At 32.2% G+C, this 18479-nt stretch carries 19 protein-coding genes and 5 tRNA genes; 22 read left to right on the top strand and 2 right to left on the bottom strand.

Going from position 1 to position 18479, the window contains the following annotated elements; all coding sequences use genetic code 11:
- Window positions 1-175 precede the first annotated feature (175 nt).
- From RDK80_RS15510 to RDK80_RS15490, 5 genes are all read left to right on the top strand, one after another.
- A tRNA-Thr gene (locus RDK80_RS15510) sits at window positions 176-251 on the top strand.
- A 40-nt stretch (window positions 252-291) separates the two neighbouring features.
- A tRNA-Tyr gene (locus RDK80_RS15505) sits at window positions 292-376 on the top strand.
- A gap of 22 nt (window positions 377-398) precedes the next feature.
- Window positions 399-473: transfer RNA gene (locus RDK80_RS15500), tRNA-Gly, on the top strand.
- Window positions 474-540: 67 nt separating this feature from the next.
- Window positions 541-614 (top strand) — tRNA-Gly (locus RDK80_RS15495).
- Window positions 615-617: 3 nt separating this feature from the next.
- Window positions 618-694, top strand: a tRNA-Arg gene (locus RDK80_RS15490).
- Window positions 695-830: 136 nt separating this feature from the next.
- Here the strand turns inward: RDK80_RS15490 and RDK80_RS15485 are convergent.
- Both RDK80_RS15485 and RDK80_RS15480 read right to left on the bottom strand, forming a co-directional pair.
- A complete protein-coding gene (locus RDK80_RS15485; protein WP_308524808.1) occupies window positions 831-2003 on the bottom strand; it encodes a tyrosine-type recombinase/integrase in 1173 nt (390 codons plus the stop codon).
- Window positions 2004-2027: 24 nt separating this feature from the next.
- Window positions 2028-2861, bottom strand: a complete 834-nt coding sequence (locus RDK80_RS15480; protein ID WP_308524807.1) for a hypothetical protein — start codon at window positions 2859-2861, stop codon at window positions 2028-2030.
- Between the two features lie 149 nt (window positions 2862-3010).
- On the opposite strand from RDK80_RS15480, the gene RDK80_RS15475 reads away from it, so the two are divergent.
- From RDK80_RS15475 to RDK80_RS15395, 17 genes are all read left to right on the top strand, one after another.
- Window positions 3011-3205: a hypothetical protein gene (locus RDK80_RS15475; protein WP_308524806.1), complete on the top strand. Its 195-nt coding sequence runs from the start codon at window positions 3011-3013 to the stop codon at window positions 3203-3205.
- A 2-nt stretch (window positions 3206-3207) separates the two neighbouring features.
- Window positions 3208-3411, top strand: a complete 204-nt coding sequence (locus RDK80_RS15470) for an excisionase (RefSeq protein WP_308524805.1) — start codon at window positions 3208-3210, stop codon at window positions 3409-3411.
- Between the two features lie 12 nt (window positions 3412-3423).
- Window positions 3424-3639, top strand: coding sequence for a hypothetical protein (locus RDK80_RS15465; protein WP_308524804.1), 216 nt, complete (start codon window positions 3424-3426; stop codon window positions 3637-3639).
- A gap of 1 nt (window position 3640) precedes the next feature.
- Window positions 3641-4501 (top strand): replication protein, encoded by an 861-nt coding sequence (locus RDK80_RS15460; RefSeq protein WP_308524803.1) that lies wholly within the window; start codon window positions 3641-3643, stop codon window positions 4499-4501.
- Window positions 4501-6384 carry a DnaB-like helicase C-terminal domain-containing protein gene (locus tag RDK80_RS15455; RefSeq protein ID WP_308524809.1) on the top strand — a complete coding sequence of 628 codons (1884 nt, stop codon included), beginning with the start codon at window positions 4501-4503 and terminating at the stop codon, window positions 6382-6384. Before RDK80_RS15460 ends, RDK80_RS15455 begins: the two co-directional genes overlap by 1 nt.
- Before the next feature lie 13 nt (window positions 6385-6397).
- Window positions 6398-6589, top strand: coding sequence for a hypothetical protein (locus tag RDK80_RS15450; RefSeq protein WP_308524802.1), 192 nt, complete (start codon window positions 6398-6400; stop codon window positions 6587-6589).
- 295 nt (window positions 6590-6884) lie between these two features.
- Window positions 6885-7139, top strand: coding sequence for a hypothetical protein (locus tag RDK80_RS15445; RefSeq protein WP_308524801.1), 255 nt, complete (start codon window positions 6885-6887; stop codon window positions 7137-7139).
- The gene (locus tag RDK80_RS15440; RefSeq protein WP_308524800.1) at window positions 7117-7251 is read left to right on the top strand and encodes a hypothetical protein; all 135 of its coding nucleotides are present in this window, start codon (window positions 7117-7119) and stop codon (window positions 7249-7251) included. The genes RDK80_RS15445 and RDK80_RS15440 overlap by 23 nt, the downstream gene beginning before the upstream one ends.
- A gap of 108 nt (window positions 7252-7359) precedes the next feature.
- The gene (locus tag RDK80_RS15435) at window positions 7360-7911 is read left to right on the top strand and encodes a hypothetical protein (RefSeq protein ID WP_308524799.1); all 552 of its coding nucleotides are present in this window, start codon (window positions 7360-7362) and stop codon (window positions 7909-7911) included.
- 87 nt (window positions 7912-7998) lie between these two features.
- A complete protein-coding gene (locus tag RDK80_RS15430; protein ID WP_308524798.1) occupies window positions 7999-8535 on the top strand; it encodes a hypothetical protein in 537 nt (178 codons plus the stop codon).
- A gap of 10 nt (window positions 8536-8545) precedes the next feature.
- Window positions 8546-8836, top strand: a complete 291-nt coding sequence (locus RDK80_RS15425) for a hypothetical protein (protein ID WP_308524797.1) — start codon at window positions 8546-8548, stop codon at window positions 8834-8836.
- A gap of 40 nt (window positions 8837-8876) precedes the next feature.
- Window positions 8877-10799, top strand: a complete 1923-nt coding sequence (locus RDK80_RS15420) for a phage tail protein (RefSeq protein ID WP_308524796.1) — start codon at window positions 8877-8879, stop codon at window positions 10797-10799.
- Window positions 10800-10812: 13 nt separating this feature from the next.
- Window positions 10813-11064 carry a hypothetical protein gene (locus tag RDK80_RS15415; RefSeq protein ID WP_308524795.1) on the top strand — a complete coding sequence of 84 codons (252 nt, stop codon included), beginning with the start codon at window positions 10813-10815 and terminating at the stop codon, window positions 11062-11064.
- A gap of 71 nt (window positions 11065-11135) precedes the next feature.
- On the top strand, window positions 11136-15398 hold the full coding sequence (locus RDK80_RS15410) for a phage tail tape measure protein (RefSeq protein ID WP_308524794.1): 4263 nt from the start codon (window positions 11136-11138) through the stop codon (window positions 15396-15398).
- Between the two features lie 218 nt (window positions 15399-15616).
- Complete coding sequence (locus RDK80_RS15405) at window positions 15617-16234, top strand: hypothetical protein (RefSeq protein WP_308524793.1); 618 nt, start codon at window positions 15617-15619, stop codon at window positions 16232-16234.
- Between the two features lie 191 nt (window positions 16235-16425).
- Window positions 16426-17586 carry an SH3 domain-containing protein gene (locus RDK80_RS15400; RefSeq protein ID WP_308524792.1) on the top strand — a complete coding sequence of 387 codons (1161 nt, stop codon included), beginning with the start codon at window positions 16426-16428 and terminating at the stop codon, window positions 17584-17586.
- 53 nt (window positions 17587-17639) lie between these two features.
- Window positions 17640-18479, top strand: a complete 840-nt coding sequence (locus tag RDK80_RS15395) for a hypothetical protein (protein WP_308524791.1) — start codon at window positions 17640-17642, stop codon at window positions 18477-18479.

Here is an 18479-nt window from a genome sequence, read left to right as displayed (position 1 = left end):
CTGTCACGCTGGAGGTCGAGGGTTCGAGTCCCTTCCAGGTCGCCATTAATCAATTAGTAATTCACGATGCACAATGCACAATTAAGAAACATTCTGAGCAAAATGAGAAATCTTGGTTTGAAAGTTTGATTTTTCAATTGTGAAATGTGAACTGACAATTGTGAATTGAATAAGTGCTGGCGTAGCTCAATCGGCAGAGCAACTGACTTGTAATCAGTAGGTTGGGGGTTCAATTCCTCTCGCCAGCTCCATTAATCTAAAATGTAGTCCTTTAGGGCACTTAAGTGATGAGGAGGAGTACCCAAGAGGCTAAAGGGGACGGACTGTAAATCCGTTAGCTAAGCTTTCACTGGTTCGAATCCAGTCTCCTCCACCAATTTTAATCAAAGAAAATACATGCGGAAGTGGCTCAGTGGTAGAGCATCGCCTTGCCAAGGCGAGGGTCGCGAGTTCGAATCTCGTCTTCCGCTCCACAGATTCTTATGAAGAGTATATATTCTTCATTTTTTTAACTAATATAATAGCTTTATAATCAATTGTGCGGGTGTAGCTCAGTGGTAGAGCCCCAGCCTTCCAAGCTGGTTGCGAGGGTTCGATCCCCTTCACCCGCTCCATTTGTACCCTTAGCTCAGCTGGATAGAGTGTCTGGCTACGAACCAGAAGGTCGGGGGTTCGACTCCCTCAGGGTACGCCATACCGATATTTACAAGGGTTGAGGAAAGGAAAAATGTTGAATTTAACCTTTTTTTAACCCTTGTGTAAAAATTAATCCATAAAATTAACCCTTTGGAAAAATATCCAGAGGGTTTTTTATTTTAAAGATTTACTATTTAATTAAACATTTCATTTAGGCATTCAACTTCTTTAGCTTTAATATCTCCAAGTACATGAGTATATATTTCAGTGGTTTTTATGGAGCTGTGACCTAAGAGTCTACTCACAGTTAATATTGAAGTACCATTTTCAAATAACTTAGTTGCATAGGTATGTCTAAGACAGTGGAAGTTCTTATACTCAACACCAGCAGCTTTTAAAGCTCTTTCCCAAGACCTTCTAAGGTTTTTATCATCCATATGAGTGCCAGTTGCTGAAGGGAATAAAAGATTGTTTTCAGTATAAGCCATACCAAGTTTTAATCGTTCCTCTTTTAACAATAAATCTAATTTCTTTAATTCATTTTGTAAGACTTCTGGTAATGGGATCTCTCTATTAGAGGTTTTAGTCTTTGGTTTAGTGGTTTTTAATTCATATTGAGATGTACCATCATCATTGAATACTTTTACCTTTCTTATAATCTTGTTAATCCTTGCAAATCCGTCTTGTATATCGTCTTTCTCTAATGCCAATATTTCTCCTTGCCTTGCACCAGTAAGAAGAGCAAATAGAACTATATATTTTAATTTAGTATGACCTAAGTAATCCGTAATCTTATTTACTTCTTCCACGGTGAAAGTCTCTATCTTTTTATCCAGGTCATCATCTATATATTCCTCATTCTCTTTAGGTAACTTTAGACCCTTTACAGGATTCTTTACTACATAACCCTCAGTTTCAGCATAAGAGAAGAATTTTTTAAGTAGTTTATTTAAGTTGGTGATAACCGAATAGCTTTTACCATTTTCTAGTAATTCATTATAATATTTCTGTATTGGTAATTTCTTAATATCTGCCATGATAAGTCTACCAAGTGATGACCCTTCAACATAATTTCTATAAATGGATTCGTATCTTTCAAAACTAGATGATTTAAGGCCTGAATATCTTTCTATATCCCATAACCATGAGTACATAGCCCTTTCTAAAGAGTAAGATGCTAAATCTGGGTTTATTCCACTTTCTAGAGCTTTTATATATTCCGATTTTTTAGCTTCTGCCTCTCCTTTGCTTTTACCATAAAATTGCTTAATAATTGGTTTCCCTTTACTATCATAACCTATAGTAAGTTTGGTCCTATAATAATCATATTCTCCAATACTGGTGTTAGTCTTAGGTTTTCTTGCCATTGTCATTCCTCCTTCTTAAATTCTTTATTTTCCGTACCTTTTATAATATTTAGCCATTCTATCAGTACAAGTTTTTGAACAAAACTTTTGCTTTCCGTTATCCCAATAAAACTTATTGCATATCTTTGAATCCTTTTTGTAATAGGCTTTACATTCCTTTAAAATTTTTTTATTACCTATATTCCAAGCTAATGCAGAGTAAGCATAATCAAGTAAAGAATTTACAGGGATAGCGAAAGTAGGCTTTCCAAGGTTATTTACAACGACTAATTTTGTACTATTGTATTTTTCAATCCATCGTAACTCATTTTGCCAAAGCATGGAGATGAGATCTTTATCCCCAATGCTATTAGGCTGAATAAAAACCTCTCTATCCCAGATATCTGTAGCTTCATGAAAATTGTTAGAGATTACTCGACAAACATCTTGAAAGTTTGATATGGCTTCTTTAAAGTGCGTTAAAGGCTCATAATATTCTTTAAAGAAAGGATTATTAGGATTGCCATCTAGCATACTTTCGATTTTCCAATCCTCATCAATTCCATATGTTTTAGAATGTGTGGGATATGGATATCCCGAATCCGCATTGAAAAATTTTTTATAATAACTGGCCAATCCTAATAATCCGTATTTATTTACAAATTCTAAAACGTTGCCATCATCTGATAAATCCAGATTTGCGGCATTAATTATTACCCGTTCAATATCAGGAGTATAAAATTCTATTTTTTTAGGGCTAATAACTGACAAGTTTTCGATTTTATCAATCTTGCAATTACCCTTATACCACTTGAATTTACTTGAATGCAACCTATTTTCGGGGAAAAAAATTATTTTATTTAATGGTTTATTAGTCATATAATTCACTCCTTAAAGTATTGAAAAATAGAGTTTTCTTTCAAAATGTCAGTTATTAAGCGATTTGTATAACTGACTTATTTGTATTATCATTATATCAAACAACAACATTAATGACAATATTAAAACAAAATAAGGAGTGAAAAACAATGAAAAAAAACTTAGATGTGAGAAAAGCGATTGAAGATTCCAATATAAAATATTGGCAAGTAGCTGAGCGATTAGGAATTCAAGACGGGAATTTTTCTCGTAGACTCAGGAGAGAGCTTCCACGAAGCGAAAAAGAGAGAATATTCAAAGCTATTGAAGAAGTAAAAACTCAAAATAACTCAAAGGAGGTATAGGAATGGAAAAGGCTAATACACAAAAACAATTATTAAGCCCAAAGGAATTATCTGGGTTATCAGGATTAGGAATAAATACCATATATGGTTTAATTAGAAGTGATAATACATTCCCAGTTGTAACCATTGGAACTCACAAGAAAATTCACGCTAAACTATTTAGTGAATGGCTGGAAAAAGCAGTTTTAGAAGGTAGAAGTTTATAGGCAGGTGAGAATATGAAATATGAATATTATAAATCAATGCTAAATAAAGAAGAGTTTATAATAGCCAAGGAGCTTGCTGCATTATACGATGATATGACTCATAATCCAATAGTAGTAAATAATTCAGATATAGATAGACTTTATGCTTCAAAAGATAAGAACGAATATATCCATCACATGGCTAGGGAAATAAATAAAAGAAAATGGCGTAAAAAAAGAAGGTGGTGAAATGAGCAGTCCTCAACTTGAGAATGGATTTACTAGAATAGCAAATGAAATACTTGAGGCCATGGCAAGAGTAAAACTTTCACCCACACAATATAGAATTATCTTTACAGTATGGAGATACACTTATGGATTTCAAAGAAAATCACATCAGTTGTCACTTACTTTTTTAACAGAAGCAACCGGATGTGATTTTAGACTTATACAGAGAGAAGTTAAAAAATTAATTGATATGAAAATTTTGTTATCAAACCAAACCAAAGGGAAAACAAGAGAAATTGGATTTAATAAAGATCTAAAAGATTGGCGGATAGATATTGTCCAAAACACCATTGGCGAAATAGACAATGGCAATTTAGACAACGGTGAAACAGACAATATTGCTATTGGTGAAACAGACAATATTGCTATTGGCGAAATAGACAATGAAACTATTGGCGAAATGGACAACCAAGAAAGAAAGAAAGAAAAATCTAAAGAAACAGTAAATGATTATAAATCTATTTTCGACTTTTACTTTACACTTAATCTGATAAAGCACAGATCCTACACAAATGATATGGCTAAAGCAATTAAAAAGGCAATAAAAGACAATGGGTATGACATTAAGTATTGCAAGGAATTGTTAAGAAGACATGCAATAGTAGTTGAAAAGACTAAAAGTTCACAGTACCCAGTAAAATCAAGAGGGTTTGCAGAATTTTTCGGACAAAAGGTATATGGAGGAACTCATCTTATTTGTAGTGAATATGAGGAAGGTGGTAAATATTATGAACAATATTTTCAAAATGAAAAAGAAGATTCGCGAATAGGTATACCTCCAAGTGAAAGTATTCTAGGTGAAAGAGAGGAGCCTTGGATGTAATGGATGCACAAGAACTAAAGCAAGAATTGGGAAACGGAGCAAAAGATATAATATTGCAAGGTTTAGGATTAAGAGAAAATAGAGAAAAGAAAATATCTTGCCCATTACACAAAGAGAAAACCCCTAGTATGAGCTGGTATGATAAAGGGTTTATGTGGAAATGTTTTGGGTGTGGTGGACAAATTGATGTTTACAGATACTATGTGGAATTTGAACACATGACCTTTATAGAAGCAATGGATAAGGTAAGAGAATTATTAGGAAAGCCAGTGGAATTATTAAAAACAAATAAACAAGAATTTGTACTCCCTAATATAAAAGTTAAAGAATTGCAACAACCTTTTATTGACTATATGGCCAAAAGGAAAATAACTAAAGAAACATTAGATTATTGGAGAGTTAAACAACATATATGGGAAATTAACGACAAGAAGAGTGGCAAGGTAATTAAGAAATCAGAAGTTTATTCATTTCAATACTTTGATGATAAAGGTGACCTCATATACGTATCTTATAGGGGATTAGGTAAGGATGGGATAAAAGGTGGATGTGAACCTAATACAAAATCAATCCTTTGGGGAATGTGGCATATAGATAAGACCAAACCATTAGTTATTACTGAAGGGCAACCAGATGCAATGGCGGTCTGGCAAAGTGGATATAAGAATGTAGTATCCGTACCTGGTGGTTCAAGTAACTTAAAATGGATAGATCATTGTTGGGAATGGTTGCAAGATATACCCGAATTTATAATATTTGCTGATAATGATGCTCCTGGAATTGAAATGGCAAATAACATTAAGAGAAAATTGCACAATGTAAAAATAATACAGGCAGACAGAAAAGATGCAAATGAAGTCCTATATTTTGATGGACCTGAAAAGATAAAAGAATTAATAAAGCAAGCGTTAAATCAAATGCCCTTAGGTTTAATAGATTTAGCAGATTTAGAGTATGAATCTGCTATAAAGGTTCAAGGGGACACAATAGAAACTGGGTTTTATGAATATGACAGCCATATAGAAGATTGGAAAATGGAAGAATTGACAGTAATCTTTGGGAGAAATGGAGAAGGAAAAACAACATTCATAAGCCAAATTATTAGCCATTGTATAGAAAAAGGTGTAAAAACCTTCTTATACAGTGGGGAAATGTCAGATATAAAGATACAAGACTGGTTATATAGGCAGATGATAGGCAATAAAAAGGAGTATTTGAGAACTATAGTCACCAAATATCGAGATAAAGTTGAGCCTAAGCCAGAGGTAATAAAAAAGATTAAAGAATGGCATAAAGGTAAGCTGTTTCTTTATGATAGAAACGAACAAGAGATTACAGGTAATCTAGACAAATTCTTTGAGGTTATGGAATTAGCAGCCAAAAGATATGGAGTTAAATTATTCGTAATAGATAACTTAATGGCAATCTTAGAAGAAAACGCAGATAGTTTATTTTCAGATCAAGCAAATTTCATTCAGCGATGTAAAAATTTTGTTATAAATAATAAAGTTCACTGTGTACTATTAGCTCATCCAAATAAAGAAAAAAGAGAGATTGTAGAGGGCCAAACAGGTAATTTAGAAAAGACCGATATTTCAGGTAGTAACAATATACCAAACAAGGCGGATAACATAATAGCAGTTGAAAGAGTATGGGGAGATAACAGGGAATGTGATGCTATTGTAACTAGTTTAAAGGATAGAGAAACAGGTCAAAGAAAACAAATGAAGTTTTTCTTCAGTCCGAATACATTAAGGTTTTATAACAGTGTAACTAGCGAATCTAAGGTGTATGGATGGGAAAAAATAATGTCTGAAATAGCTTATAAAGAACAAATCATTGAAGGGTTCAGCCCAACGGCTGAAAGGGCACCTTGGGATTAAAGGAGGGAGCTTAATGACCAAGGAAGAGTACAACGAGCTATTAAAAAGATTTCATAAAGCCGAGGAGTGGTATAACTCTAATCCGCCTATGGAACAGCAAGAGAAATACTTAGGGGATTATGTAGAGTTGCTAAAGCGATTAAATATAGGGGTTATAGAATTAAAGCCAAACGAAAGTGAAATCTTAGGAGGATTCAAGAATTAACATAAGGATAAGTTAAACTATAAAATAAATCATTTTCAATAAGTTTATTGATAAAAACATTTCATGTAACATTATGCGTAACACGTTAAAGGATTAGCTTAAATAAAGCTATATACTCTTATACGGTATATAATGTAGGAAAAATTTTTCTCACCATAAATATTATTCTCTCTCTATATATAAAGGTTTATTATCGAGCGGGGATACTGTATTATGTAAATCATTTTAGCTATACCAACTATAAACAATCACCACATTATGTAAATAGATATTAAATAAGAGAGGAGTTGATAGAATGAACTATAGCATCTGGGTAAAACCATATATGCCATCCGAAGAAGAAATAGAATCAGGAGCACTTTACGTTCCCCAAGCACATATAGAAGATACAAGGCTAATCTATTTAGATAGACAGATATATTTATATCTATGTACTAAGGAGCAATTGGACAAGAGAAAGTACGAAAGTGTTGAAGAGATAATTGAAGATATAAAGACAAATCCTGATGAAGATGAAAAGGCTTTAGATGATAACGGGAAAATCCATTGATGATATGACTGTTAAGGATTGGGAGAGTCTGCCAATATCTGTATTGACCTATGAAGATGTAGAAAATAGCTTAAACAGATTGAAACAATTTGGATATCTAAAAATACCATAAGTAATGATTATAAACATTTCATGTAACAAATAATTAATAATGACCTTTTTAGGTGCATTTGCAATGTTAAATTGAACCTTTTAGGTCACACGAAAGGAAGGAATTAATGTGTCGAATAAAAGCTTATTAGAGAAACATATTTTATATATCAATGCATTTCAGAGGATGGCACAAGAGTACTGTAGCAATCCAGGGCATAAAACAAATGGATTTGCTAAAAAGGCAGCATTATATGGTGTAAAAATAGCTAATAGCAGGTCTATGCCTTCAACATTAGATGAAGCTCAGTTAGAAAAAGATTTTGAGTTTTTTGATTCAATACAATCAATAATTGCTATGCTTACTCCTAGAGAATTTATGCATGTGTTTCCGATTGATAAAGATTATGGGAATTCACCAGATGTGAAGGATTATTTTCATACTAAAAGGTACTTTGATACCATAAATTTGGACGAACCTATAGGTGCTAAGATAATTGATTTTCTTTTTAATTATCATAATAGAGAAATATTCAATTTTATAATGAATAGCATGGAAAATCTAGCTGAACAAGTGCATGAAGTTGCTACCTACACTCACTATAAAATGAATAGTGGATATGAGTACCTATTAAGCAATGCCACGAAAGAAATCATAAAAGTTAAGTCTAAGATATCCTAAAAATAAATATATGAACATAAAAAAAGAAGCAGCTCAAGCCACTCTTACTACTACCCATAATACTATTATAGTAGGGGAGTGGTATAAATGCAAATTATTAGGTATTATGAGATGGAAAAATTGCTAGGCTCATACAGGGATATAGAAGGTGCTATTGAATGCATAAAGCATGAGCTATGTGAATTAGAAAGGGGGATTGATGATACTGATGTAGATGATTTTATTGAAAGCTTAGCATTAAAGCGTGTAGCTTTTGATGGCGTGAAGGTGCGTGTAGAAGGCCATATTAGTGATAAAACAGCAAGTACAGCTTTGAACTATCGTAAGAAATTAGAACAAGAGAATAACCAATTATTATATAAGTTACGGGAAGAATTATTTATACTTCAGATGGTCCTAGACAAAATTAACATAGGATTTCGAGCCTTACCAGGTGAAGCTAGAGAGGTGATTATGTATAAATATTTTGAGGATTTGACTTGGGGTGATATTGAACACAAGTTATATATAACTAAGCACAGAGGTACCAATATAAGAAAAAAAGGTATAGAGAGATTGTGTGCTATATGCAGGATTACCATAAAGCAATATGAAGAAATAATGAAACTATTGAAATTACAGTAGAGAGAAAGGAATGATAAATGTGAAATTAAATTTTGATAATCAATTTACTGATCTTGAAGGATGTCCACTTAATGCTAAAATGGATGATACACTTGCAAATATACTAGCATTATCATCAGAAGGAGATCCTCAGAAGATGATTTCGTGGGCCATGAGTTTAATTAATTATGGAGAAATAGACGTTGATAAGAAAGAAATAATGTACTTAAAGGAATTTGTTATAAGGAATTCCTTACTAAGCAATTTAGCAAAGGACCAACTAATAGATAAACTTGATAAAGGACTTAATGGTATAGAATAGGATAAAATGGCGTAATAAATGGATTTAAAGAGGTGATTTTATGCAAATACCTAAAAACATACAAATAAAAGCAAATGGCAAAACTACCGCTCATATATCCCCTAAAGCTGATGGGCTTAAAGATTCCTATATAGACACAAGACTTAACGGAGAATCTACGCTCGAGTTCCTCCTTCCTGCTACTTCTGAAAAGATTGCAGAACTAACTCCTGAATGTGAAATATGGGCTGATGGTAGAGTTTACATTCTTAGAAAAGATGAAGCTATAGACACTGTTAGAGATGATAAAAATGCACTCTGGACTAAGATTATGGCTGTTGAAAAATGGTACGAACTAGATACAAGTTATGTTGAGCCTTCTATATCTAACGATGCCACTGCCCGTCCTCCTGCCGACCTTGCAGTAATTATTGTTGGTGGTGGAAGTAATCTAACTGGTGGTAGATATGCTACTGGTACTGCTGGCCATGCTCTATATGCTATCTTACAAGATTCTGGCTGGACTTTAGGTACTGTTGATGTAACTGGTATTCGTGATTTAGAAGCTGAAAAAGTTAGCAGGCTTGAATTAATTAAAATGATTCAAGACATTTGGGGTGGCTATCTTGTATTCGATAGTATCAATAAGATTATTCACTTAAGGGATGCTGGAAAATGGCAAACTTATAATGGATTCCAAGTTAGGTATAGAAAAAACTTAAAACATATTACTAGAACTCAATCCAATAAGATTGTTACTAAACTTTATCCCTTCGGCCATGATGATTTAGATATTGCTATAGTGAATGGTGGTAAAAAGTATATTACTAACAATAGCTATACTCTTAGTGTGCTTACTGGCGTTTATAAAAATCAAGATATTTATGACCAACAAGAATTGTTGGAAAAGGCTAGGGCCGAATTAGAATTAATTTGTAGGCCTAGATATTTATATAAAGTAAAGTTAGTTGATGTTCGTGTTCTTCCTGAATATGAACATGAAGATTTTTCTTTAGGTGATATGGCTGATATAATTGACCCTGATATTGCTCCTGATAGTCCACGGCCAAGAATTATTAGGCATAAATATAATTTGTTCCAACCTTGGCAATGTGAATTAGATATAGGCGACCCAGAGGAAAGATTAATTGAACAACTAAAAGCATCTTTTGGAACTACTCAATTTATTGATGGCAAGTTTAATGGTAATGGTAAGCTTAGTGGGCATAGTTTGGAATATGACAGTATTAGTGCTGACAAGATAAAAGTTAATGAATTGGTGGTCGGCGATAATATTAGGATGGGTCCTAATGCTTACATCAGCTGGGGTAATGTCACCAATCAACCTAACATTGGTCAAGTGGCTCTAGATAAAATCAAAGCTACTTATATCGATTCGAATGGTGTTTGGACTCCTAATATATATGCGACTAATATTAGTACTTTATATGGCAAGATAAAAACTGCTCAAATTGAAAACTTAGTAGTTGGTGGCAATGTTACTATGGGATCTAATGCTGTTATATCATGGGGTCAAGTCAGTAGCAAACCTTTCATACCAGACGATTATTATATCACTACTATTACTGAAGATACCATAAGAACTACAAATATATATGCTAGATACTTGGAAGTTGGAGCTGCTAACATTAGAGGGGTTCTCTCGGCAGATCAAATTACCACAAATATATCTCAAGTTAATAGATATTTAGATATTGGAAATAACTTTGACAGAGATACTTATATACGATTTGGTGGAGGTCCTACAATTTCAGGATACTTTACAACTAGCGGCAATGCTGGTGCTTATTTAGATATTAGTGCTAGTGTAGTTGATTTTATGGGGGCTACTGTAAAAGGGATGAACCTTGAAGGATATTTCCAATCATGGGGATCTGGATGGGGATATATAGATATCACAAGAAGTGGTATTGTTGTTAGAGATAGATATGGAGATGTTATGGGAAGTATTATGTATTCTTAGAGGAGGACTACAGATGAATAAAGAGATATTAAATAAAAATGTTGTGATAGAAAACAACTTAGTGGTAATTACTGAAAATATTAAAACTACTATGGATAGAAATCAGCTTGAATCAAAATTAAGAGATATTCAAATGCAAAAGATGAGGTTACAAGAGCAAAACTTAAGATTGGTGACTGAATATAATCAATTAGTTACAGAAGAAGCTGAAATTAATGATCTGATTGTGCAACTTAATTCTGAAGAAGGCATAAAAGAAATTTAGGGGCCATGGCCCCTAAAAAAGAATTAGGTAAAATTTAAAACTATTGAATTTATAAGTAAGGATGTGATTATATGAATGATGAAAATGCAATAAAAATAATGCAATCCCTTGGTTTAGATTATAACCCTGCTATTACTTCAACAGTGAAATTTGAAAAAGTTGTAGTAGATTTGAATAAAGAATTAGCCCAATTTAAAGCTAATGCCATGAAGTCTGCAAAGGATATTAATAATGTTTTTTCTTCTCAATTAGGTCAGGTGCTAGGTAATAAAAGCATAGTTGACCAATATGGTAATGCTTTTAAAACTGCTCAAGCTGAAGCTAATAAAATGAAGTACACCCTAAAAGACAATATAGAAATAATGAAACAAAGTACTCTTGAACAGATGAAGGCTCAAGCTGCATCTATTCAACATAGAGCATCTGCAAAAGGATTAAGCGAAGAATACTCTAAGCAAGCTGGTACTCTAAGAGAACAATTATCCGTAATTCAATCAAGACTACAAGCCGAAGGTAAATTATCTGCTGAGGAAGTTAAGCAAACACAACAGTTAAAAGAACAACTAGATATATTAAAGGCCCAAACTAGAACAGAAATTGCAGATCAAGGACCTAATATACTTGACTCAGAATATCAAAGAAGATCATCTTGGTTCCTTTCTGGCTCATTATTCTATGGTGCTATGAAAGGTGCAAAAGAGGCTATATCTACTATATCCGAAGTCGAAATGGGCATGGTTGAAATCTCAAGAGTTATGGAAGATGCAACCTTTGTATTTAAGGATTATAGAGATGAACTTTTACAGTTAGGTGTAGATTATGGACAGACTTTTGAAACCGTTCAAGATATAGCTTTAAGGTGGGCACAGGCTGGATATGGAGTCAGAGATAGCTTAGATAATACTAAAACTTCCCTATTGGCATTAAATACTGCTGAATTAGATGCTAAGAACTCTACAGAATCGTTAATAGGCATTATGGATCAATGGAAATTGACATCTGCCGATTTACCCCTTTTACTTGATAAAATTAATAAAATTGCTGATGACTACACTGTTTCATCACAAGATTTAATTGATGGGTTATTAAAATCTTCTGAGGTATCAAGAGATTTTGGTTTGACGTTAGACCAAAATATTGCTCTCTTAACTGTTATGCGTGAAGCTAGTGGAGCAACTGGAAAAGAGATAGGGAATGCTTTAAAATCAATACTTGTATTTACACAAAGAGATAAATCTATAGATGTTTTAAAAAGTCTTGGTATTTCATCTTTTACAGATGAATTGGAAACCAACTTTAGACCGGCATGGGAGATATTCCAAGATATATCTTCTAAATGGGATTCTGCTAGTAAAGATATCCAAGATGGGTTTGTAAAGGCCGCTGATGACGCTGGACTTTTAAGCGGTGAGATTACCGAGTTAATCGGAATGGGTGAAACTTGGACAGATGTTCAGAAAAGAGATATCGCACAAGGTGCAGCTGGTGCTTACAGGAGGAACTACTTTATTTCTTTAATAAAAAGATTAGCCGATGCACAAGGTGTTTTAAATAATATGATGGATGCAGCTGGATATTCCCAATCTGAAAATGCTCGTACCATGGATACTCTAGAAAAGAAATACCAATCATTAAAAACTTCTGCCGAACAATTAGCTGTTGCTTTAGGTGATGCGGGGCTTCTTGACATATTAAAAGATATAACAGATAAAGCTATAGATGTTACTCAAGGACTAACGGATATAGATGAAGAAGGAAGAGCTTTAATTATTACTGCATTAGAATTGTTAGCTGCTGTAAAAGCAATTAAATCTGTTGGTGGTATGTTTGGTGTAGATGCTACTCTAGGTGCCGCTATTAGTGTTTTACCTGGTTGGACTAAGTTACTAGCTATAATCCCTGCTGTAGCTGGTGCAATAGGTTTATATGCATACAACTTAAACAGTGCTACAGATGTAACTAATGGGCTTAGAGATAAACAAGAAGAATTAACAAAATCTTTCAATTCTCAAATTGAAGCGGCTAGGGAAACTGAAAAAAGCTTGTTGGAACAAGCTAAAACTTCCGAAACTTTAGCAAATAAATTGGTTGAATTAAATGAAAAAGAAAATATCAATATGTCTGAAAAGGCACAGTTAAAAGATATAGCCGATAAATTGAATACATCTTTCTCTAATTTAGGGTTAGAAATAGATGCTAATACTGGCAAGGTTATAGGCAATACTCAAGCTATATTTGATAATATTTCAGCTTTAAAACAACAAGCTATTGCACAAGGATATCAAACTAAAATGCAAGCTACTGCATCTGCCTATGTAGACCAAGAGTCGTTATTAGGGCAGACAAGAAATGAATTAGATATCGCGAAAGCTGAATTAAATTCATTAAAGTTGGAGAGCAATCAAGCATTACGTGAAATTGAGCAAACTAGAGCAAACGCAAGTAAAAATAGTTGGAGTAACGATACTTTAGGTAGAACTATAGTTGGAATAAATAAAAAATACGGTCTTACTAATATAGAACAACAAATTAAAGAACGTGAAAAACAAATTAATGCACTATATGGATTGGCAAGTGAACAAGAAAAATTATTAAGTGAATTAGATGCAGAATTATCTGATTGGGCTGATAAAGCTATTGAAACTTCATCCAATCTGTCGGATAGTAATAAGTATGTTCCGAATGTTAGAGAGGCTAAACCTACTTCAACCAAGTCGACCAAATCGAAGAAATATGAAAATGAAGCTCTGGCTAATGCATTAAAGATACTTGATTACAAAAAATATATTAATGAATTAACAATAGAAGATGAAATAGCTACTCTAAATCAAATTAAATCTAAGTATGTCATAACATCAGATGAGCTCATTGATATTAATAAAAGGATTTATTCTGCCGAAAAATCTCTAATAAATGAGCGACTAAAAAATTCAATTAACTGGATTAATGAGAAGAAAAATCTCAATGAACTTTCAGCTGAAGAAGAAATTGCAGCTTGGGAAAGGGTTAGAAAAAATCAAAGTAATAATATTGAAGCCGTAAAACAAGCTACTCTTAATCTATATAAGTTAAGAAATCAAGTTATTACAGACTCGTTTTCTAGGGAAGAAAACTCAATTAAACATCTAACTAAATTAGGCATCTTAAGTGTCGAGGAACAGATTAAAAAGTATCGTGAATTATATGAGGTTAAAGCTCCCACTCTGGCCGAGGAACAATCTAGGGTCGAGAATTTATTTGATTTATATAAAAAGCAAATTTCAGACCAACAAAGAACCATCAAAGAAGCTCACGACAAGAGGATTGAACAAATCGAGGAAGAAGCTAAAAAGAAGAAATCTATACATGAAGATGAAATTAAAGCCATTGAAAAAGAGTTAGAACTTCTTAATAGACAGGAAGATGAATATGACCACGATAAAAAAATGGCTGACCTTAAAGAACAATTAGCCTACTGGCAAGTTAGAACATCTGAAGATGCTAGAAAGAAAGTTTCTGAACTCTTAAAACAGATTGATGAAGCTGAACACAAAAGAGAAGTTGACCTTAAAAAGCAATCTCTTGAAGATAAGAAAAAGGTACTACAAGATGAGGTTAAGTCTGTTGAGGATACTGCTAGAGAGGAACGAGAAAAACTTGATAAATCCTATAAACAAATAGAGATAGCTTTTGATGAACATAGTATTAATCTTATTGCCTTAGCTTCTACTATGTCAAAAGGTATGTTTGAGGAATTTCAAAAGAATTATCTTATTCCTTTGGAAAATGCTTTGAGAAATGCTGATTATGGATCTGTTGACAATATTTTAGGTGGAGTCGATGACTTTGCCAAAGATGCTTATGACAAGACTTATAATTCAAATAATGCCCAAATATATAGGCTTGCAAGTTCTATTGTAGACTTAAAAAAACAGTATGAATATGGTGGCGATAAAAGTGCAGCTCAAAGAGCTGTATCACTCTATGATGAACTTACTAGATTTAAACCTAATGTTGCTGATAGCCTCCATAGAATGAATTATATGCAAGCACAAGAATACGTTAAAAACCTTCCTAAAATGCACAAAGGTGGCAAATCACTATCTTATGGTGCCGTTGAAATGATGCCTGGGGAGTTAGCCTTCCCTCCTGATTTATCGACTAAACTTGAGTCTTTAATTGAAGTACTTTATGCAAGACCTATAAGTCAATCTTCTTCTAAATCATTTGCTAATAATAGAAAAGAAATTAAAATTGACAAGTTATTGAATATTGAAAGAAATTATATGGAAGATGATGTTGACAGTAGTATATTAGCGAGAGAATTACAAAGACAATTATCTTCTATTATGTAAATGAAATCAATAAAGGTGTAAAATCATAAAAGATTTAGTTTTCTACCTTTACTAAAACAAATTGCTTAGAAAGATGTAAAATATTTTTAACTTGATAAGATAATTAATTAACAGGGTTCATCGCTGATATGTGTGAGCCTTGTTTTTATATGCCTAATTTTGGGGAAATATGATATAGTAGTATTGAAAAGGTGAAAAGGTGAAAAGGGGGAAGTATATTGAAAATTGAATTAAATGAAAATATCTTATCAGAAGAAGATAAAAATGTACTTGTAAACTTTCGGAGATATAGGGATTACAATACAATAAGACGAAATCTAAGAGAAGCATATGATCTGATAGACTCTATTATAGAATTAGAGAATAATATTTCAAAGGAATATATGTTATCAGAATATCAGGCCGAAATTATTTCAGCAAAAATAAGCTTTCATTATTTAATTGTATTATATGCAAGGTGGTTTAATGCAACAAAAGGTAAATCCTCATTGCAAAAAAGTAAATTTTTCAAAGGTGATACAGAATATTTATTAGAAACACATGATTATATTATGCAATTAAGAAATCAATATATAGCTCACAATGAAAAAGATTTACTTGGTGGAGATAAAGTATTTCTTCATGTAGATAGTATGGATAATATAACGGTAAGTAGTGATTGGAAAGAACAGGTGATTGCTAATAGGCAAACTCTAGAGAAAATTAAAAAGTGTATTGAAGTTGTTCATAATATAATTGATGCTGAGGAAATTCCCAAGTATGAATCTTCTTTAAAAGAAGGACTAATAGAAAAAAAGGTAGTTGGTAAATTAGTAAAAAATAATATAAATAATTAAATTTAAAAGTATATGTCTCAAATACCGTATTATTCAGAAATGGATTTTACGGTGTTTTCTATTTCGTAGTTTAGGCACTTTGTGATATATGGCAAGAAATTAAGTGAGTTTTGTTTTTATATGATATATTATAAATTAATATGGTATAATTTGGGTAAAAGATTGGGAAGTAGAAAATAGGGGGAAATGCTATGGAAGATAAGAAAGAACTTGGGAAAAGTCCAAATTTAGATAAAGCATTAGGCATACAATCTAAATTATGCATAAGTGAAATTGATAAGATGAAGAAAAATTTTTTGGCGATTGAAAATATGGGGTTGAGATATGATAAGGTGTTTAATACTGGAATTAATAAGGCAATTAAAAATGCTATGATGGTTGAAAATATTGGGAAAAGATACGCTAGGATATTTGATAGTGAGATTTTAGATTTTACTCGAACATCTATTGAAATGACAAAAAATATTCAAAATTATTATCAGGATAGCATCAATAGATTATCTATTCAAACTTTTAAAGGCATTCAAGATAGTTATCAAGGCAACATTAATAATATGATGAGAGGGTTGCAAAATACATACAAAAGACAGATAGAACAACTTGTAGCTCCAATGAAAGTTTGGCAATCTAATATGGAACTAATGTCAAATGATTTTTTGAAAAGTTATAATAGTATAGTTACAGAGTCTATGAAGAGCCTTTCTTCAGTAATTACAGAGATTAATAAAAACATGGTAAATCTTTCTTCAATTATATCCTTTAATATAAATGAACTGATTCCTGAACTACCCAATGTAGGTACATTTGAATTTCATGAAGGATTGGAAGATGAAATAGATTTACAAGAAGTACAAGTCATAATTGATTCTAAAATAGAGGATATAAAGTTAACCATTCAAAAACAAAATGGTGATATTGTTTTTATTATAAATAAATTAATAGCGGTAATCAAGGAAAATAGTACTAAAGGTGGTTTAATGGAAAGTGTCGTTAGTGGAGTATTATCAAGCATTGTTATGATGTTTATAACATTTATATTTAATTCTGTTAGTCCTTATACTCCAGCTAACATAGATATTAAATACATGGTAGAATCTACTAAACAGATAGTTAGAACTATGGAGGTTGATAATAGTTTTTACAATGTAATTAGAATTGTTGTGAAAGATGGATTAGAAGTAAGGAGAACAAGCAGTATGAAAAGTGAAATAAAGTATTATCTAGGATTCGGAGATTTAGTTAAAATTGAGCATAAAAATAGGAATTGGACTAAAATAAGCTATACTAATTTATATACGGATGAAAGAGAAATAGGATGGGTGCTTACAAGATATACTAAGAGACTTGATTAAAAATAAATGAAAGTAAATAATTATCCACATTAAAACTAGAAGGAGGATTAAGGATGATATTAAATGAATTTAAGAAGGATATATATTCTATAAAAGATGATTTAGCAATGAGTTTAATAAAAGCAAGGCAGTGTATAGATGTAGATGAATTGCAAGAATTTGAACTTGCCTATAATAAAGTTTTAGAATTATTGGAGAAAGCAAAGATTGAAAATAAAAAAATTATATTAGAATTGGAATCCTTAGCAAACTTTATAAAAATATGTGCACATTTTAATTACCCGCCATACTATACTATTACATTGGAACAAATGAAGCAGATCTCAGATATGTATTCGGATTTTGAAAAGGATAAACTAAGTATTGAAGAAAGGGTGGACAATTTTTTTCTTGAAAAATGTGATGTAGCTTATATTAGAGACAAGTTGTACTTGAAGTGGAAAAATGGAAATAAATTGAGCAAACGACTTAAAATTTTAGATGAATCGATTCAATGTTTCGAAAAAGGGTTTTATGCTGCCGCTATTCCACTTTTATTTTCTCAATTAGAAGGAATGATAGCTGATGTAAAGCATACTAAAGGAAAAATGACTGGTAGAGATTTAAAAGGCTATATAAATAGTGCATTCAATACGGATTTATCTGGAGATATTTCTTTTGAAGATTTTTTAAGAAAAATGTATGAAGAAGAAATAATGGTAGGATTTAAGCATAAAGAAGAATTAAATTCAAATTTTGGGAGACATGCAATTATGCATGGTAGGGATGTTGACTATGGAACTCAACAGAATTATATAAAGTTAATTTTATTCTTTGATTCTGTATATGAAAGATTAATTGGATCTGTTCAACGTAAAAATTGGAGTTCTAAGAATGAGGAAGGGATAAAATAA

Source organism: uncultured Tissierella sp. (genome assembly GCF_902479755.1).
Classification (GTDB): domain Bacteria; phylum Bacillota; class Clostridia; order Tissierellales; family Tissierellaceae; genus Tissierella; species Tissierella carlieri.
Note: the sequence above shows the minus strand (reverse complement) of the source record. Positions and strands in the feature narration are given on the sequence as shown.